The sequence below is a fragment of the Streptomyces thermovulgaris genome, assembly GCF_002155915.1.
In the GTDB taxonomy this organism is placed as follows: Bacteria; Actinomycetota; Actinomycetes; order Streptomycetales; family Streptomycetaceae; genus Streptomyces; species Streptomyces thermovulgaris.
Window position 1 is genome coordinate 1 of record NZ_MUME01000481.1, and the last position, 3,508, is coordinate 3,508.

Sequence of the window (3,508 nt, forward strand, 5' to 3'; positions counted from 1 at the left end):
CCCGCCCGGCCGGGCGGGCGCTGGGAGGTGGCCCGTGCCGAGTTCCTTCCCGCGGTGTTCGACCCGGACGCCGGCCGGGTGGTGAACGTGGGCGAGGCCATCGCCCGGGGCGCCGATCTGCAGGGCGTGCGGGACCGGCTCCAGACCGTGGTGCTCGGCCGGGGCGCGGCGAAGCACGGGCTGATGATGGGGCGGTGACGCGGCCGGCCGGCACCCGCGCGGCCGGCCGGGCGCGTGTGTCGAGCGGTCAGTCGACGTCCACGTGGTCGAAGAGCGAGAGCATCTCGCGGAGGACGCGCAGACATGCCTCCACATCGGACTCCGTCAGACCGCCCCCGACCTGACGCAGCAGCAGGTGCTCCCGGGTGAGCACCGCGGTGATCGCGGCCCGGCCCGCGTCCGTGAGCCGGATCAGCGGCGAACGCCGGTGGGCCGGGTTCGGCACGCTCTCCACCAGGCCGCGCGCCGCCGCGTCGTTCACCATGCGCTGCACGAACTGCCGGCTGATCGCCTGAGCGCGGCCCATCTGCGGGACGGTCATCGGCCCGTGCTTGTGCAGCAGGTCGAGGACGGCCCGTATGCCGACGGACAGTCCTGCCGCGGCCTGGTCCTGCTCCACCTTGCGCTGCACACGCCGGTAGAGCGGGCCCACCAGGTCGAACACCTCGGTGAGACGACGGCCGAGTTCGTCCGGGGGGAGAGGGGCATGGATGTCGTTCACCGGACCATCATGACACCTTGGTTGTCAAAATGGTGAGAAGATGACACCTTGGTTGTCATGACTGCTGTTGCGGACCTCCGTTTCTTCCCCTCCTCGGACGGCGACCTCGCCTACCTCGACCAGGGCAGCGGGGACCTGGTCGTCCTGCTGCACTCTGGATGGGTCGACCACCGGGTCCTCGACGCCCAGATCGCGGCGCTGGCCCGGGAATTCCGGATCGTCGCCCCCGACATGCGCGGCCACGGCCTCTCCGCCAACGCGACCAGGCCCTTCCGGTGGGCCGACGACCTCGCCGGACTGCTGCGCCACCTCGACGCCGGCCCCGCGGCCCTCGTCGGCCTCTCGATGGGCGGGGCCGTCGCCACCGACACCGCGATCGAGTACCCGGAACTGGTCCGCGGAGTGGTCGTCTGCGGCGCCGCGACCAGCGAGTTCCGGTACACCGACCCCTGGGCGCAGCGGATGCAGGCCGACTGCCTCCGCGCCCTGGGCGCCGGTGACGTCGACAGCTGGCTCACGGCGCTCCTGGGCTTCGCGGCCGGCCGAGGCCGCACCCCCGACGACCTCGGCCCGGACATTCCGCGCCGGCTGCGCGAGATGGCGCTGCACACCCTGTCCAAGCACACCCCTGACGAGAAGGACTGGCACGTCCCCCTGACGGACACCTGGGCGCGCGTGCCGGGGATCGCGGTCCCGGTGCTCACCGTCAACGGCGCCCTCGACGCGCCCGACCTGATCGCCGAGGCCGAGCGCCTCGCCCGTACCGTCCCCGACGGCCGCTCCGTGACGATCGAGGGCGCCGCGCACTACCCGAACCTGGAGCGGCCGGAGGTCTTCAACGGGATCGTCGCGGACTTCCTCCGCACGCTTCCGGACCGCTGAGGGCACCCCCTGACGGCCCGGCCGCTCCCTGACGCCCGGCCAGGCCCTAACGGCGCCTGGCCAGTTCCGAATGCCGGTACGAGTACGCGAAGTAGAACACGCATCCCGCGAGGAACCACAGCGCGAACCGCACCCAGGTCTGCCACTGCAGGAACGTGATCAGCCAGATCGAGAAGACCACACCCAGCCCCGGCACGAACGGCATCCACGGCGTACGGAAGCTGCGCGGCAGGTCCGGCTGCCGGTAGCGCAGCACGATCACCGCCGTGCACACCACCACGAACGCCAGCAGGATGCCGATGTTGGTCAGTTCGGCCGCCTCCGCGATCGGCAGGAAGCCGGCGATGGCGGCCGACGCCACCCCGACGATCCAGGTCACACGGGTCGGCACATGCCGTGTGGGGTGCGTCTTCGCGAACCACTTGGGCAGCAGCCCGTCCCGGGACATGGCGAACCACACCCGGGTCACCCCCAGCATGAACGTGAACATCACCGTGAGGATGCCGATGATCGCGCCCGCCGCGATCAGGTCCGCCAGCCGGTTCAGCCCCACCGACTGGAACGCGGTCGAGAAGCCGCTCTCCTTGTCGATGTACCGGTAGTTCTGCATCCCCGTCAGCACCAGACAGGCCGCCACGTACAGGACCATCGCGATCACCAGCGAGTAGATGATCGCCTTCGGCATGTGCCGCTGCGCGTCCTTGGACTCCTCGGCCGCCGTCGACATCGCGTCGTAGCCGAAGACCGCGAAGAACACGGTCGCCGCACCCGTGAACACCCCGCTGATCCCATAGGGGAAGAACGGGTGGTAGTTGGCGGTGGTGATGTGGAAGGCGCCGACCAGGATCACCACCAGGACCACCAGCACCTTCAGCCCCACGACGAATGTCTCGAAGCGGGCCGCGTTGCGGATGCCCAGGGTCAGCAGCCAGGCGATGAGCAGGCACAGGAGCGCCGCGAACAGATCCACCTTGTGCCCGGCGCCGGTGCCCGGCGCGCCCAGCATCCAGGCGGGCAGATCCGCGCCCAGGTTCTCGATCAGGAAGCCGAAGTAGCCGGAGATGCCGATCGCGACCACGGCCACGATCGCCGTGTACTCGAGCAGCAGGTCCCAGCCGATGAACCAGCCGGCGAACTCGCCGAGCACCGCGTAGCCGTAGGTGTAGGCCGAGCCCGCCTTCGGGATCATCCCCGCGAACTCGGCGTACGACAGGGCGGCCGCCGCACTGGCCACGCCCGCGATGAGGAAGGACACCAGCACCCCGGGACCCGCCGTGCCGTTGGCGACCGTGCCGGCGAGGGTGAAGATGCCCGCGCCGATGATGCCGCCCACGCCGATCGCCGTGAGCTGCCACAGCCCGAGCGTCCGTTCCAGCCGGGGTCCCTCGGCGGCTTCCGTCTCCTCGATGTGTTCAATGGGTTTGCGGCGGAAAATGCCCTCACCCGCCCGGAGTCCCGCCATCTGCCTCACCTCTTCGCATACGGCAACGGCTGACGGCGGATCGTACCGGCTCGGCACCGCCGGGCCGGGGAGAATCGCCCCGCATACGGCCGGACCGGGGTGGGGCGACAGCCGGTCGGGCCCACCGGCTGCGGCACCACCGTCGCCGGCCGTCGTCCCGCCTCGGCCAGGCGGACCGCGACCGAACCGGCGATCCGGTGGCCGGCCCGCTCGAACCGGTGCGCCCGCGGCTCGTCCCGCTCCGCATGCCCGTGCTGCTCCGTCACTCCTGCGAGGCCGGCGGCCCGGCAGCACCCGGGGGAGGGAAGGCGCCCGGGGAGGCGGGCCGGGCGCCTTCCCTCCCCCGGGTGCTGCCGGGCCGCCGGCCTCGCAGGAGTGACGGAGCAGCACGGGCATGCGGAGCGGGACGAGCCGCGGGCGCACCGGTTCGAGCGGGCCGGCAG

3 protein-coding genes and 2 pseudogenes are annotated in these 3,508 nt (G+C 71.6%); 2 read left to right on the forward strand and 3 right to left on the reverse strand.

Features of this window, described 5'->3' with window-relative positions; translation table 11 throughout:
- Positions 1 to 198 (forward strand): annotated as a pseudogene (locus CCN35_RS26600) (CapA family protein); the annotation flags it as partial.
- A gap of 49 nt (positions 199 to 247) precedes the next feature.
- On the opposite strand, the gene CCN35_RS26605 reads toward CCN35_RS26600, so the two are convergent.
- On the reverse strand, positions 248 to 721 hold the full coding sequence (locus CCN35_RS26605) for a MarR family winged helix-turn-helix transcriptional regulator (RefSeq protein ID WP_067388515.1): 474 nt from the start codon (positions 719 to 721) through the stop codon (positions 248 to 250).
- A gap of 57 nt (positions 722 to 778) precedes the next feature.
- Between CCN35_RS26605 and CCN35_RS26610 the strand changes: the two genes are divergently transcribed.
- Positions 779 to 1,603 carry an alpha/beta fold hydrolase gene (locus tag CCN35_RS26610; protein ID WP_067388517.1) on the forward strand — a complete coding sequence of 275 codons (825 nt, stop codon included), beginning with the start codon at positions 779 to 781 and terminating at the stop codon, positions 1,601 to 1,603.
- Positions 1,604 to 1,649: 46 nt separating this feature from the next.
- Here the strand turns inward: CCN35_RS26610 and CCN35_RS26615 are convergent, their stop codons facing one another.
- Positions 1,650 to 3,065: an amino acid permease gene (locus CCN35_RS26615; RefSeq protein ID WP_067388519.1), complete on the reverse strand. Its 1,416-nt coding sequence runs from the start codon at positions 3,063 to 3,065 to the stop codon at positions 1,650 to 1,652.
- A 131-nt stretch (positions 3,066 to 3,196) separates the two neighbouring features.
- Positions 3,197 to 3,277, reverse strand: a pseudogene (locus CCN35_RS27985) (universal stress protein); the annotation flags it as partial.
- Positions 3,278 to 3,508: the final 231 nt, after the last annotated feature.